General features: G+C 71.4%; 12 protein-coding genes. 9 read left to right on the plus strand and 3 right to left on the minus strand.

All coding sequences use genetic code 11. The features are described from left to right. Window positions 1-15: 15 nt before the first annotated feature. Window positions 16-1,590: a hypothetical protein gene (locus ACFYOS_RS08800; protein ID WP_387137198.1), complete on the minus strand. Its 1,575-nt coding sequence runs from the start codon at window positions 1,588-1,590 to the stop codon at window positions 16-18. A 117-nt stretch (window positions 1,591-1,707) separates the two neighbouring features. Between ACFYOS_RS08800 and ACFYOS_RS08805 the strand changes: the two genes are divergently transcribed. The 7 genes from ACFYOS_RS08805 to ACFYOS_RS08835 all read left to right on the plus strand — a co-directional run bounded on the left by ACFYOS_RS08805 (window position 1,708) and on the right by ACFYOS_RS08835 (window position 7,968). Then, a complete protein-coding gene (locus ACFYOS_RS08805; protein ID WP_387137201.1) occupies window positions 1,708-2,256 on the plus strand; it encodes a hypothetical protein in 549 nt (182 codons plus the stop codon). 137 nt (window positions 2,257-2,393) lie between these two features. After that, window positions 2,394-2,924, plus strand: a complete 531-nt coding sequence (locus ACFYOS_RS08810) for a SigE family RNA polymerase sigma factor (RefSeq protein ID WP_387137204.1) — start codon at window positions 2,394-2,396, stop codon at window positions 2,922-2,924. Continuing rightward, complete coding sequence (locus ACFYOS_RS08815) at window positions 2,921-3,682, plus strand: hypothetical protein (protein WP_387137207.1); 762 nt, start codon at window positions 2,921-2,923, stop codon at window positions 3,680-3,682. Before ACFYOS_RS08810 ends, ACFYOS_RS08815 begins: the two co-directional genes overlap by 4 nt. 242 nt (window positions 3,683-3,924) lie before the next feature. After that, window positions 3,925-4,455, plus strand: a complete 531-nt coding sequence (locus ACFYOS_RS08820; RefSeq protein WP_387137210.1) for a SigE family RNA polymerase sigma factor — start codon at window positions 3,925-3,927, stop codon at window positions 4,453-4,455. Further along, complete coding sequence (locus tag ACFYOS_RS08825; RefSeq protein ID WP_387137213.1) at window positions 4,452-5,579, plus strand: hypothetical protein; 1,128 nt, start codon at window positions 4,452-4,454, stop codon at window positions 5,577-5,579. Before ACFYOS_RS08820 ends, ACFYOS_RS08825 begins: the two co-directional genes overlap by 4 nt. A 179-nt stretch (window positions 5,580-5,758) precedes the next feature. After that, window positions 5,759-6,775 carry a hypothetical protein gene (locus tag ACFYOS_RS08830; RefSeq protein WP_387137216.1) on the plus strand — a complete coding sequence of 339 codons (1,017 nt, stop codon included), beginning with the start codon at window positions 5,759-5,761 and terminating at the stop codon, window positions 6,773-6,775. Between the two features lie 248 nt (window positions 6,776-7,023). Continuing rightward, window positions 7,024-7,968, plus strand: a complete 945-nt coding sequence (locus ACFYOS_RS08835) for a hypothetical protein (RefSeq protein ID WP_387137219.1) — start codon at window positions 7,024-7,026, stop codon at window positions 7,966-7,968. Between the two features lie 66 nt (window positions 7,969-8,034). On the opposite strand, the gene ACFYOS_RS08840 is transcribed toward ACFYOS_RS08835, so the two are convergent. Then, window positions 8,035-9,606 (minus strand): PQQ-binding-like beta-propeller repeat protein, encoded by a 1,572-nt coding sequence (locus ACFYOS_RS08840; RefSeq protein WP_387137223.1) that lies wholly within the window; start codon window positions 9,604-9,606, stop codon window positions 8,035-8,037. A gap of 20 nt (window positions 9,607-9,626) precedes the next feature. Continuing rightward, window positions 9,627-11,186: a hypothetical protein gene (locus tag ACFYOS_RS08845; protein ID WP_387137226.1), complete on the minus strand. Its 1,560-nt coding sequence runs from the start codon at window positions 11,184-11,186 to the stop codon at window positions 9,627-9,629. A 272-nt stretch (window positions 11,187-11,458) separates the two neighbouring features. Between ACFYOS_RS08845 and ACFYOS_RS08850 the strand changes: the two genes are divergently transcribed. Then, on the plus strand, window positions 11,459-12,229 hold the full coding sequence (locus ACFYOS_RS08850) for an SGNH/GDSL hydrolase family protein (RefSeq protein ID WP_387137229.1): 771 nt from the start codon (window positions 11,459-11,461) through the stop codon (window positions 12,227-12,229). 2 nt (window positions 12,230-12,231) lie between these two features. Continuing rightward, window positions 12,232-12,678 carry a hypothetical protein gene (locus ACFYOS_RS08855; RefSeq protein ID WP_387137231.1) on the plus strand — a complete coding sequence of 149 codons (447 nt, stop codon included), beginning with the start codon at window positions 12,232-12,234 and terminating at the stop codon, window positions 12,676-12,678. The last annotated feature ends 81 nt before the right edge of the window (window positions 12,679-12,759 follow it).

A 12,759-nucleotide genomic window follows, 5' to 3' on the forward strand; every position in this document is an offset into this window, starting at 1 on the left:
CGCGCCGTCCGGCGGTCAGCGCGCCTTGGCGACCACGTACGCCGACCACCGCTCGGTGAACTCGTCGTACGACAGGCCGAGCACCTGCTGGACGGCCTCCTCGATCTTCTTGCCCCGGTAGTGCGTGTCGACCAGATCGAAGACCTTCCGGTCCCCGTAGCGGTCCGCGACGAAGCTCATCGCGGAGTGCGCCAGCCAGTAGTGGTAGTTGACCCGGCCCGACAGGTCCCAGTCGTCGTTGGTCGGCAGCGACACGTCGTAGCCGAGGGTGCGGAGCAGGTCGCGGCCGTCGGCGGTGAGGTCGCTGCGCATCCAGGACTGCTTCTGGTGGCCCACGTACTCGGCGAACCCCTCGGTCACCCAGTTCTGGAGGCCGTCGAGGTTGAACTCCTCCCGGTCGTGGCCGGCGATGTTGTCGGCCATCGCATGGGCGAACTCGTGCCGGAAGAGCTCCGGTGGCAGGTCGCGGTCGCCCGACTGGAAGAAGTACGGGTCCACCACGTCGACCACCACCCGGCTGGCGCCGTGGTCCGGTCCGTCCTCGTAGCGCTCGTCCGTCGTGGTGGGCACGAAGGGGATGGTGATCGCGGACTCGGAGCGGCCACCCTTCTGCCCGCTCTGGTAGAGCGCACCCAGTTCTTTCTTGCCCTTGACCAGGGAGTACACGAAGCCCTGCGGGATCTGGTCGAATCCGCCCCCGGCCCGCCAGGCGGCCAGGTCCGCCACCGCGGCCCGCTCGGCGATCGGCGCGTACCGCCGCGCCTGCGTCCGCAGGGACGCGTCGACGATCAGCACCGTGTGCGCCGTCTTCTCGACGTGCAGGTTGCGCCACCTGTCCCACGGCGCCGGGTGGTAGCTGAGCTCGGGCGCCGTCCAGCCCTTCGGTAGGTGACCGACGGCGATCACGCTGAGCGGAGCACCCGCGCGGGCCCGGACGACGGTCCAGGTGTACAGCTCGTCGACCGGCGCCAGGTCGTACTCGAACCGGTGCACGAACGACAGCGTCAGCTCGACCGACCACCCCGCGCCGACCGTGGTGAACGGCCCTTGGCGGAACTTCGCGAAGCGGGCCTCGGCGAACGGCACCTTGAGGAGGTTTCGGAAGAGGATGGTCTGCCGGGCGACGAGCTTCTTGTCGAACGGGGCCGTGAACGCGGCGAGGTCCCGCTTACCTAGGGCGCGGGTGTGCCCGTTCAGCAGCGCCTCGATCTCCGCCGGCTTGATCGGGCCGCGCTCGTCGTCAGCCGCTGCCCCCGCGGTCAGCCGGTCGAGCTGCTGCGCCACCACCGTCAGCGACCCGGCGCAGAGCGCCAAGACCACCACCACCGCGGTCAGGGTGATCCAGAGCCAGCGCTTCGACTTCTTCCCGGCGGGCGGCGGGACGGGCGGCGGCCCGTACGGCATCGCCGGCGGGCCGTACGGACCGGCCGGCCGCGGGTACGGCCCGGCAAGGGTGGGCTGCGGCGGCGGCGGGTACGACCCGGCGGATGCCGGCGGTTGGTACGACCCGGCGGGTGCCGGTGGTTGGTACGGCCCGGGGAACGGGGGGCCCGGCGCGGGCGGGGGCGCGGAGGGGAATCCCTCGGTCATGTCGGGTCCTCGCTCATGGTCGTCGGATCACGACCCTCCCGGATCGGATCCGCGCCATTATCGCGACGACCTCCGTCGTCTTCTGCCCCGTCGAGGTCGGGGCGGTACCGTCGCCGGATGCCTGATGCCCTTGCGGACAGCGCGCTGCTGGAGCAGATCCGCCGGACCCGATGGATCGCCGACCTGTTGGCGTGGTTCGACTTCGACATCCTGCGGGCGGCCAACGGACCGGTGGAGCCGGTGCACCTGGCCAGCGGTGAGACCCTCGAGATGATCGCGGGAGACGCCTCGGGTGGAGCGTTCCTGCTGGTCGGCACCGGCAGCCGACGACCGGTCGTGTACGCCGGCTCCGAAGGCCAGGGTGGACTGATCGCCACCTGCCTGCGTGACGCGCTGGCGCTCGTCGTCGACCTGTCCAGCATCCACGACGCCACCGCGAGACCGTACGGCGAGAATGGCGAACAGTTGCGGCGGTGGCTGGCCGAGGCGGATGGATCCATCCGCGCCGACCGGCCGCGGCTCGACGCGGACCGGCAGCGGCTGCGGGAGGCGCTGGACCTGCCGTCGGCCGACGGGCTGTTGGAGGCACTGCACCGCGCCGCGGCCGACGAGGACTACCGCCCGATCGCCGATGACGGAGAACCCTACGAGTCGATGCTCCGATAAGCGGTTCGTGGCCTGGGGGCCGTACCGGAAGAGCATCACGGAAAATCGGTGATCTCAACGGCAACCATGGTGCGCGGGGGTGGCGTCTGGAGAGGCGCCCCGATCGCGCACCACCTGACCCCCAAGGATCGGCTCGTGTGGACCCTCTCCTGAGTGAGTTCGACTCGTTTGTGCGAACGCGTACCCCCGCGCTGCTGCGGTCGGCGTATCTGCTGACCGGTGACCAGCATCTGGCCGAGGATCTCGTCCAGTCCGCCCTGGCCCGGACCCACCGGTCGTGGAGCCGGCTGCACCACAGCGGCAATGCCGAGGCGTACACCCGAAAGATCATGTACCACCTGCAAGTGTCCTGGTGGCGGCGCCGTCGGGTGGCCGAGTCGATGCCGGGTGACATGCCCGAGCCGCGCGGAGGCGACTCGGCCCCCGACCACGCGCACCAGACCACGCTCCGGCTCACCCTGCGGGCCGCGCTGGCGAAGCTTTCGGCGAAGCAGCGGGCGGTGCTGGTGCTGCGGTTCTTCGAGGACCGCACCGAGGCCGAGGCCGCCGACCTGCTCGGCGTGACCGTCGGCACCGTGAAGAGCCAGACCTCGAAGGCCCTGGCCAAGCTACGCACCGTCGCCCCGGAACTCGCCGAGCTGTATCTCATGGAAGGAAGCGCCCGATGAACCAGGATCGTCTCCGGCTCGACCTGGCCGACCTGGCCGAGGAGGTCACCCCGGTCGACCTGCGGGACCGGGCGCTGCGAACGTCCCGCCGGCTCGGCATCCAGCGGGCCGTCACCACCTCGGCCGCCGTCATCGTCATGCTCGGCGCGGCCACCGGCACGGCCTTCGCGTTCATGCCCCGCAACGAGGGCCAGGCACCCATGCCCGCCGACACCCCGTCGGTGACGGTGACCGCGTCGTCGTCAGGCGAGCCTTCTCCGAGCCCAACCGCCAGCGGTTCTCCCACGGCGACGCCGTCGGATACCGCGGCACCGTCTGACAAGCCGGTCTTGGTGCTCGGCCCCGACGGCTTCGGCGCCCTCAAGCTGGGCATGTCGAAGAAGAAGGCGGAGGTCACGGGCATGATCAGCGATTTCGCGAATCCCAACCCGCAGGTTTCTACGGGCTGCCCCGCCCGTGCCGAGTTCAAGGGCGATGGGGACACCGCCGTCTGGTGGTCGACCCGCCTGGGCGTCGCCGCGATCGTGCCGCCGACGGACATCAAGACGGCCGAGGGAATCGGCGTCGGCTCCTCCCGCGCAAGCGTTGTCGACGCGTACCCGACCTGGCGAGGGATTGACGGGACGCCCCATAACGACGAGGGCCGCGGGCTCGTGCCGGTGCCCGGCAATCCGGACGCGGTCTACCGGATCGAGGTCCAGAACGGCAAGGTGCGGTCCATCACCCTGCAGCTCGCCCACCAGGACTGCTACGAGTAGCCGCAGCCACCAACGGCTGGGCGAGCGCAAACCGCTCGTCCGGCCGCGGTCGTTTCGGCGCCGGCCGGCAGCGGATCCTCGCATTGCGACCGGCGGCACGGTGGCCTTCCCGGGCGGCGCACACAACGCAGATGGCCGGTCCGAATTTCTCTTTCTCAAGAGTCGGCAACCATGGCCGGCCGGGGTGGCGTCTGGGAGGGCGTCACGATGAACGCACCACCTCACCCCAAGGATCGGCTCGTGTGGACCCTCTCCTGAGTGAGTTCGACTCGTTCGTGCGAACGCGTACCCCCGCGCTGCTGCGGTCGGCCTACCTGCTCACCGGCGACCAGCACCTGGCCGAGGATCTCGTCCAGTCCGCCCTGGCGCGCACCCACCGCTCGTGGAGCCGGCTGCACGACAGCGGCAACGCCGAGGCGTACACCCGAAAGATCATGTACCACCTGCAAGTGTCCTGGTGGCGGCGCCGCCGGGTAGCCGAGTCGATGCCGGGCGACCTGCCCGAGCCGCGCGGAGGCGACTCGGCCCCCGACCACGCGCACCAGACCACGCTCCGGCTCACCCTGCGGGCCGCGCTGGCGAAGCTTTCGGCGAAGCAGCGGGCGGTGCTGGTGCTGCGGTTCTTCGAGGATCGCACCGAGGTCGAGGCCGCCGACCTGCTCGGCGTCACCGTCGGCACCGTCAAGAGCCAGACCTCGAAGGCTCTGGCCAAGTTGCGCATCGTCGCCCCGGAACTCGCCGAGCTGTATGTCCTGGAAGGGAGTGCCCGATGAACCACGACCGCCTCCGGTTCGACCTGGCCGACCTGGCCGAGGAGGTCACCCCGGTCGACCTGCGGGACCGGGCGCTGCGAACGTCCCGCCGGCTCGGCATCCAGCGGGCCGTGGCCACCTCTGCCGCCGCGCTGGTCATGGTCGCCGCCGCCACGGGCGCCGCCCTGGCGATCCGGCCCAACGGGCAGGCGCCCCTGCCACAGCCCGCCGGCCCGTCGACCACCGTTACCGCGCCCCCGGTCGAGGTCACCCCGACCCCGGATCCTTCGGCGAGCGCCGAGCCGACCAACTCGCCGGCGAAGCCGGCGTCTGTCCTCGACGGCACCCGGTACTACCTGGAGAGCACGTCTACCAGGGCCCGGATCCACGCCGTCCGGGGCAGCTCGGACCAGGTGGTTCACCAGCTCCCGTACAGCACCTATGGCTGCGAGTGGAACACCATCACCGTCTCGCCGGACGGGAAGTGGGTGGCCTGGGTGCAGGACAGCACGGACGGCAACACCAGTGGTGTGCTCATGGCCAGCAGGACCGGGAAGCCGGGGGCGACCAGGCTGCTAGACGAGGTCAACTGCCTCGGTCCCCGCCCGCTGGTGTGGAAGGGCGGTGACCTGCTGATGGTGGGCAAGAAGACCAGGGAGTCGGTGCTGTTCGACCTGGCGGCCAACAAGCGGGTCAACGGTGACCCGGGTCAGGAGACCGATCGGTGTTGGTCGGCGGATGGCCGGTGGCTGGCCGCGGTGGACGACCAGCGCAAGCCGTATGTGACGGACGGGACGCAGTCGCGTCATTACTCCTACACGCCGCCGCAGGACGAGGCCGCGCACTGGGGCGGCTGGCAGGCCCGGAGCGTGTCGATGGACGGCCGGTACGTCTCCGTCGGTTGGGTGGGCACCGACCCGTCCCGCCACGACGATAGCTTCGCGCTGGTCGACACCACCACCAGTAAGGTCGTTGACCTGCCGGGCCGGGGTGAGATCCGCAGCATCATGTTCACCGTCGACAACAAGGTGGTCGTCAAGCGGGCGACCGGCATCAGTGTGCTGGACAGCAGCTTCAAGCCGCTCGGCACGGTCACCGAAACCGCCTCCGTCCGCAACATGTGGCTGCTGGCGTACGTGCCCTAGCTGTCGCGACCACGGCCCTCAGCAGGCCCTCAGCACCTGGTGCTGAGGGCCTGTGCCGTGGCGGGCCGGGTCTCGGACCAACGCCCAAAATTCTTCTCCGAGACGGCAACCCTCCTCTGAGGAGTCGACGTCTGGGAGTGCGTCAACCCGCTGCGCCACCGAATCTGAGGACTGAGACCGTGAACGTTCTCGCCACCGCCCGCACCGCTCGTCTCCGTAACCTCCGGCAGGCCGTGACCCTCGGGGCCGCCGCGCTCGCGACGGTGGGCCTCAGCGCATGCGGCGCCAAGACCGCCCCGGCCGCCGCCCCGACCTCCGACGCACCGGCCGCCGTCACCACCGCGGCTCCGGCCAGCAACTCCGACGCCTCGGCCACGGCGCTTCCCGGCACCCGCTACTACCTCGGGCTGACCGACCGGGAGGCGGTGATCCACGCTGTCAAGGGTGGCTCCGACCAAGTGGCTGCCCGGATTCCCCTCGGCTCGGGCAGCTGCCGCAATACGATCACCATCTCGCCCTACGGCGAGCGGCTCGCCTGGGTGGACGGCGGGGCCAATGAGGACGACGGCATTCTGGTGACGTCGATGATCGACGGATCTCGGAAGCGGACGGTCGAGCGGGCGCCGAACTTCCGCGGGAAGGCCAACTGCCTCGGCAGCAATCCGCTGGTCTGGAACACGAACGACCTGCTGATGGTGCACGACGGCAACCGGCCGGTGCTGATCGACGTGCCGGAGAACAAGCCGGCCGACGGCGACGCGGGGAACGAGACCCTCAAGTGGTGGTCGCCCAACGGGCGCAGCTGGGCCGCCGTGTCCGAGGGCAGGCCGTACGCCACCGGCGAGAGCAAGTGGCGCTTCTACCACTACACCCCTCCGAAGGCCGAGGCCGAGCACTACGACGGCTGGCGGGTTCGCAGCGTGTCCATGGACGGCCGGTACGTCGCGGTCGGCTGGATGAACACCGACCCGTCCCGCAACGACGGGAGCTTCGCGGTGGTCGACACCATCACCAGCAAGGTGGTCGACCTGCCCGGCACCGGCGACATCCGCAGCATCATGTTCACCGCCGACGACAAGGTGATCGTCAAGCGGGTGACCGGCATCAGCGTCCTCGACAAGAGCTTTCGGCCGGTTGGCACCGTCGAGGAGCCGGCGGCGCTGCGCGACATGGCGCTGCTGGCGTACGTGGCCTGAGCGATCCACCATTGCCGCCCAGGCAGACCCCCGGTGCACTGGCGCCGGGGGTCTTTGTCATGGGTGAACCTGATTTCGGAGATTCGCCGAAATTCCGCCTCCGAGGCGGCAACCCTCCATTGAGAACCTGGCGTCTGGAAGTGCGTCAAACCGATGCGCCACCGACCCTGAGGACCGGAACCGTGAACACTTTCGCCGCCCCGACCCCCGCCGCCCGCACCGCTCGTCTGCGTAGTCTCCGCCGTGTCGTGGCCCTCTCGGCGGCCGCGCTCGCGGTGGTGGGCCTGACCGCTTGCGCTGGAGGAAAGACCACCCCGACCGCCGTCCCGACCTCCGCCGCCGTCGCCACCGCGGCTCCGGTCAGCAACCCCGCCGCACCGGCCGCCGTGCTCCCCGGCACCCGGTACTACCTGGAAAAGACGTCCACCAGGTATCGGATCCACGCGGTCCGGGGTAGCTCGGACGAGGTGGTCCACGAGCTCTCGTTCGTGACCTACGGCTGTGCGGCCAACACCCTCACCGTCTCGCCGGACGGCAAGCGGGTGGCCTGGGTGCAGGACAGCGACGGGAACGCCAGTGGGGTGCTCCTGGTTGGCACGATCGGGAAGCCGGGCGCGACGAGGCTGCTGGACGACGTCAACTGCCTCGACCCCCGGGCGCTGGTGTGGAAGGGCGGTGACCTGCTGATGGTGCACAAGAAGAGCCGGGAGTCGGTGCTGGTCGACGTGGCGGCCAACAAGCGGGTCGACGGTGACCCGGGCGAGGAGATGGACCGGTGCTGGTCGGCGGACGGCCGGTGGCTGGCCGCGGTGGCGGAGGGTAAGCCGTACGTGGCGGACGGGACGCGGTTGCGCCGGTACACCTACACGCCGCCGAAGGACGAGGCCGCGCACTGGGGCGGCTGGCGGGCCCAGAGCGTGTCGATGGACGGCCGTTACGTTTCGGTCGGTTGGGACGGCACCGACCCATCCCGCCGGGACGACAGCTTCGCGGTGGTCGACACCACCACGAGCAAGGTGGTGGACCTGCCGGGTGCGGGCGAGATCCGCAGCATCATGTTCACCGTCGACGACAAGGTGATCGTCAAGCGGACGACCGGCATCACCGTCCTAGACAAGAGCTTCCGGCCAGTTGGCACGGTCGAGGAGCCGGCGGCCCTGCGGAACATGAAGCTGCTCGCGTACGCGGCCTGATCCAGGACCAGGAAGGGGCGGACCACCGGCCGGTGGTCCGCCCCTTCTCGTGCGGCGTTGTTCGGGTCAGCGCAGCACGGTGATCGCCCCCTTCGCCACCACGTGCTTCCAGGGCACGATCACCACGACTCCGTCCCGCTCCATCACCTTGGCTTCGTCGCCCTCGAAGCCGGCCGAGAGCGGCCCCTCGGCCACCACGCTGACCTTGCCGGTGGCCGGGTCGATGCGGACCAGGCGCGGCGGGAGCTTCGTCCGGTCGCCGGCTTCCCAGGCGAGCACGCCCTGCTCGTCCCGGCGGATCAGCTGGACCTTGCTGGCGCTGTGGCCGGAGGAGATCCAGCGCTTCTTGCCGGTGGCCAGGTCGATCGCGACGATCTGGTTGGCCGACCGCCCGGTGCCCGGCACCGGCTTGGGGAAGGTCGGGAAGTAGAGGGTGTCGTCGGCGACGAGGCACTCGTAGATCGCCGGTCCGTCGATCGCGTTGGACCGGTTCGGCGGCACGTCCCACAGTTCGACCCCGTCGATCGGGTCGGTGAAGGAGGCCACCTCCTTGCCGGTCCGCGGGTCCCGGATCGGGTACGCGTCGTGCCCCAACCCCGGCAGGCCGACCGGCGGCTGCACGCCCAGCACGCCGTCGATGAGCTTCGACTCGGGCAGCCGCTGCCGCCAGCGCACCTTGCCGGTGGCCGGGTCGAGGCCGTCCACCTCACCGCCGCGCGGGCAGCCGTAGGTGACCACCACCAGGTCGTCGGCGGCCCGCATGTCCTTGAAGCCGCAGTCCCGACCCGGCAGCAGCTTGTGCCCGGTGGTGCGCCAGAGTTGTTTCCCGGTGGCGAGCGATAGCCCGATCAGGGTGTCCTCGGAGCGGACGATCACCTGCTGGCCGGCGACCGACAGATCCGGCGCGGTGAGCGTGTCCCGCCCCTCCAGGACCGGCGCGGGGAACCTGACCTGCCAGGTCACCTTGCCGCTGTTCAGGTCGACCCCGGCGACGGTGTTGCAGGACTTGTCGGAGCCGACCGCGATCGCGCCCCGCCCGTCGGTCACCGCCTGGGCCGCGACGCAGACCGACGTCCCGTCCGGCGCGGGCGCGCCCCAGGCCTGTCCGCCGTCGGAGAGCCGGTAGGCGAGCACCCCGTCCGCCTGCGCCCGTACCACGTTGTCGCCGACCAGCCAGGCGCCGAACATGTCTTCCTGGTCGAACGCGGTGAGCCCGGTCATGTTTTCCCGCTCGGGGAAGTCCAGCGTCCAGGCGACCTTCAGGTCCGCGCCGGAGCCTCCGCCGATCAGCCGGGAGACCCCCCAGGCGGTGCCGGCGCCGACGGCCAGCACGGCCACCAGGCCGCCGGCCAGCAGCAGCGCCAGACGTCCGCGCCGCTTGGGCGCCGCCGGCGGGCCACCGCCCGGCCCGGCCCAACCGTCCGGCGGGTACGGAGGCTGGCCCGCCACCGCGTACGCGGGCTGCGCCGCGCCGGGGTACGGAACATGCGGCGCAGCCGGGTGGCCGGTCTGCGGTGCCGGCGGGTACGGGACCTGGGGTACCCCGGCCGGCTGCTGCGGCCACGGCTGCTGCGGCGCGGCGGACCAGCCGCCGGACGCCCCGGGCTGGTTCGGCGCGGGGAACTGGGGGTTCGTCATCTCGTTCTCTCCGTTCCCGATCAGCGCGCCTGCGCCCGGACGTACGTCGACCAGGCCGACTGGAACTGCGCCAGCGGAACGCCGAGCACCCGCTGGCAGGCCTGCTCGGCGGTGGCCCCCTGGTAGCGGGCGACCACGAACTGGAAGAGCTGCTGCTCGCCGTACTTGTCGGCGAGGTAGGTCATCGCCGCGTGCCCGAGCCAGTAGTGGAAGCTGAGCCGCTCCTCCGACACGCTCCAGTCGAAGTTGTCCGGCAGCTTGCCGTCCCAGTCGCCGGACCGGAGCAGCGCGCGGGCCTGGGCGGTCCGGCCGCTGGCGCGCAGCGGCTCGCCCCGGTGCGCCAGGTACTCGGCGAAGCCCTCGACGATCCAGTTCTCGATGCCCGCGAAGAAGTCCTGCTTGTCGGCGTCCTCGAGGCTGGCCACCAGCGAGTGGGCCAGCTCGTGCCGGAAGATCTCGCGCGGACCCGTCTTGTCGCCCGGGGCGAAGAAGCCCTGGTCGGCCACGTCGATCACGATCCGGCTGCCGCCGATGTCGATGTCGCCCTTCACCGCGGAGATCATGCCGATCGAGATGCCGGACTCGGTGGTCTTCTCCTTGTTGATCCGGTAGAGCGAGCCGAGGTCCTTCTTGCCCTTGACCAGGGCGATGACGAAGCCCTTCGGCGTGTTGGCGGTCGCCCCGCCGGTCTGCCAGGCGGCGAGGTCGTCCCGCACGGCCGCCTCGGCCACCGGGGCGTACCGCCGGGCCGCCGAGGCCATCCTGGCGTCGGTGATGACCAGCGTGTGCGCGGTCCGCTCGACGTGGATGTCGGGCCACTTGTCCCACGGCCCGGGGTAGTAGACGGTCTTCGAGTCACCGAGCGCGGCCGGCGCCCCGGTGACCGCGGTGACCTTGATCGGCGCGTCCCTGCTCTCCTTGACGACCGTCCAGCGGTACCACTCGGCGACCGGAGTGAGGTCGTACCCGTCGAACTGGTGCACGAAGGAGACGTCGAGCTGGAAGGTGACCCCGCGGCCGAAGCTGTCGCTGGTCCGGCCCTGCTGCGCGACCGTGCCGTACCGGCCGACGGCCAGGGGCAGCTTGCCCAGGTTCTTGAAGAGCTGGGTCTGGCTGGCGATCAGGTCCTTGCGGGTCGGGTCGAAGGGCGCCAGGTAGCCCTTGAGATCCTTGTCGGCGAGCGCCTTGCCGTGCCGGTTCAGCAGCTCGTCCAGCTCTTGCTGGGTGACGGTCACCCCGTTCGCCGCGGCGGCGGCCTTCGGGGGCTCCTCGCCGCGTCGGCTCAGTCCGATGCCCACGCCGGCCGCCGTGCCGGCGCAGAGGGTCAGCGCCAGCACACCGACACCGACCCCGATCCACAGGCCGCGCCGGGACTTCGGTGCCGGCGCGGGTGGCGGCTGCGGAGCGTACGGCCCGAAGCCCGGCTGTCCGGGCCCGCTCGGGTACGGCACGGGCTGTCCCGGCCCGCCCGGGTACGGCCCCGGCTGGACCGGGTAGCCGGGGTGCCCGACCGGCGGGCCGTAGCCGGGAACGGGCGGCTGGCCGTTGGTCGGGAATGCGGAGGGGTGTCCCTGGGTCATGCGTTCCTCGTCTGCGCCGTCGATGACCAGCCCGCAGCGGCGGACGTCCCCCGCCGCCGGACCGGATGACCGGCAACATCATTCACGGCCGACCGGGCGGATTCTGCCCCGGATCGATCGACCGGAGCTTTTGTCCAATTGGCTGGGTGAGGTCTCCATCACGGTCGCCGTCGATGACCTCCGCCACGTCGTACGCCAGGGGTCGGTCGGTGCCACCGGGCGCGGTGACAGACTGAGCGACACAGCTCTGCGGGACGTCATAGGGAGGCGCAGTGCGCTGGCGCAGCTACGTGGCGGTGGGCGACAGCTTCACCGAGGGTATGGACGACGCGTATCCGGACGGGACGTACCGCGGCTGGGCGGACCTGGTCGCCACCCGGCTCGCCGCCGAGGCCGGCCCGGACTTCGGGTACGCCAACCTGGCGATCCGGGGCCGCCTGTTCCCGAACATCGTCGCCGAGCAGGTGCCGGCCGCCCTGGCCATGAAGCCCGACCTGATCAGCTTCGCGGCCGGCGGCAACGACGTGCTGCGGCGGACCTTCGACCCGGACTCCTTCGTGCCCCGCTTCGACGCGGTGATCGGCGAGCTGCGGGCCGGCGGCGCCGACGTGGTCCTCTTCCGGTTCGCCGACGTGATGGCCCGGCTCCCCGGGCAGCGGCTGGTGGCCCCCCGGGTGACCCTGCTCAACCGGGTGGTCGGCGAGGTCGCCGAGCGGCACGGCGCGATCCTGGTCGACCTGTACGCCGACGACACCTACCTCAACCCGATGCTGTGGAGCACCGACCGCTTGCACCTCTCGGCGGCCGGGCACCGGCGGGTCGCCGGGCAGGTGCTCGCCGCGCTCGGGGTGGGCTGCGACGAGGAGTGGCTGATGGTGCCGCCGCACCCCGCGCCGACCCCGTGGCTGGCCGCCCGGGCGGCCGACCTGCGCTGGGCCGGCCAGCACCTGGCCCCCTGGATCAAGCGCCGACTCACCGGCCGCTCCTCCGGCGACCTGGTCACCGCGAAGCGTCCGATGCTCGGGCCGATCACCCTCGACTGACCGTGCTCACCCTGCACACCGCGCAGCTGGTGCGGCCGGCCCGCGACGCCGAGCCGACCGCCGGCCTCGCCGTCCTGGTCGACGGAGACCGGATCGGCGCGGTCGGCCCGGTGGACGAGCTGACGCGGGCGTACCCGGGGGTGCGGGTGCGGCGGTGGGCCGGCACTCTCGGTCCGGCGCTGGTGCACGACGGGCCGCTGCCGCCCGCGCCCACCCCGCGCGAGCGGGTGCACGCCCTGTTCCGGCTCGGGGTCGGCGCGGTGCTCGCCGCGCAGGTCACCGACCCGGCGGTACGGGCCGCCGCAGCTCGCAACGGCCTGGCCGTGCTGGACGGTCCTCGGCCACCGGCGCTGGTCGTCGGCGGCCGGGCCGACCTGGCCGTCTTCGGTGAAGACGGCTCCTGCCTGGCCACCGTGGTGGCCGGGCGGCTGGTGCACCGCCGCGCCTGACCGCCGTAGGGTCACGCGATCCTGTGTGGTCGGCGGGCTCCGCCACGGTCACGTTCCGCCCGCCACATTCGCTGCACCCGA

This window comes from Micromonospora sp. NPDC005806 (assembly GCF_042871425.1).
Classification (GTDB): domain Bacteria; phylum Actinomycetota; class Actinomycetes; order Mycobacteriales; family Micromonosporaceae; genus Micromonospora.